This is a genomic window from Rathayibacter sp. PhB179 (assembly GCF_004345345.1).
Taxonomy (GTDB): Bacteria; Actinomycetota; Actinomycetes; order Actinomycetales; family Microbacteriaceae; genus Rathayibacter; species Rathayibacter festucae.
Genome location: NZ_SLVD01000021.1, coordinates 1 through 1,238, shown reverse-complemented (window position 1 = coordinate 1,238; position 1,238 = coordinate 1). Strand labels below are relative to the sequence as shown.

Below are 1,238 nucleotides of genomic sequence, written 5' to 3'. Positions count from 1 at the left end.
GCTCGTTTGAGGAGGCGGAGGATGTCTTTCTTGGTTTTGCCGTCGGCGAGGTGGGTGTCGCGGTAGTCGCGGGTTCGTTGTTCGTGGCAGAGGCGGGCGATGGAGATCTGGTGGAGGGCGCAGTTCGCTTGCCGGTTGCCGCCTCGGGAGAGGCGGTGGCGGTTGGTTTTGCCGGAGGAGACGGGTTGGGGTGCTGCGCCGAAGAGTTTCGCGAGGGCTGCTTCGGAGTGGATGCGGTGGCCGTTCTCGCCCACGGCGACGAGGAGTTGCGCGGCGGTGACGGCGGCGACGCAGTAGACCTCGAGGAGTTTCGGGGCGCGGATCTCGATGAGGGTGCGCAGTTGCTTCTCGATCGCGGTCGCGTCGGCGTCGAGGGTGAGCCAGCGGGTCGCGTGCTGGCGCAGCAGCCGGGTGAGGGTGTCGGTGACGATGTCTGCGGTGGCGGTCTCGGGAAGTTCGGCGAGGCGGCGCATGCGGGTCTTCCGGGTGCCCTCGCGGGAGCGCTCGCGGAGGGTGTCGGGGGCGGTGATCAGGAACTGATCGATCTGCCCGGCGATCTCCTTCTGCTGCTTGACCAGCAGATTGCGGGTGTTGGTGAGCAGGCGCAGCGCTTCAACGGACGAGGTCGTGTCTTTCGGGATCCGCGGTGAGGTCTCCGCGAGAGCGCGGCGCGCGGCGGCTTCGGCGTCGAACGCGTCGGTCTTGCCTCGCCGGCGGCGCTGCGCTTTGTCTCCCGGTGGGACCTCGATGACGTCCACGTTCTCGGCGAGCAGATACCGGGTCAGGGCGGCTCCGTAGGAGCTGGTGCCCTCGACTGCGACCCGCACCAGCGTCCCGAGGACGCTGACCCAGGACAGCAGCTCGATGAAACCTGTGCTCGTCGCGGGGAATGCTTCATCGCCCAGGAGGCGGCCCGTGGAGTCGAGGACGGCCACGTGGTGGCTGTTCTCGTGTGTGTCGATGCCCGCGACGATCTCCCGGTCGGGCTGGGCTTGGAGCGTGTTCGTTGTCATGCTGGATGCATCCCTTCATCGGGTCACGCATCCGGCCAGTGGGCAGACAAATCGGTGATGAGACCACAGGACGGTCAGGCTTCTATCAAGTCATGACCAGCCGACCGGATGCTTACGGTGTCGCGGGGTTCGACAGTTCGAGATCCAGACAGCCCTGCCAGGCGTCAGATACGCAGACGAGTCAGAACCCCGCGACACACCAAGGCAATCACCGATACGCCCGCT

The 1,238-nt window shown here is 66.5% G+C and carries 1 protein-coding gene; it reads right to left on the bottom strand.

Features of this window, described 5'->3' with window-relative positions; all coding sequences use genetic code 11:
• Positions 1–1,013 (bottom strand): IS110 family transposase (locus EDF43_RS21615; RefSeq protein ID WP_132438525.1); only part of this gene is annotated, 1,013 nt, incomplete at its 3' end.
• Positions 1,014–1,238 lie beyond the last annotated feature (225 nt).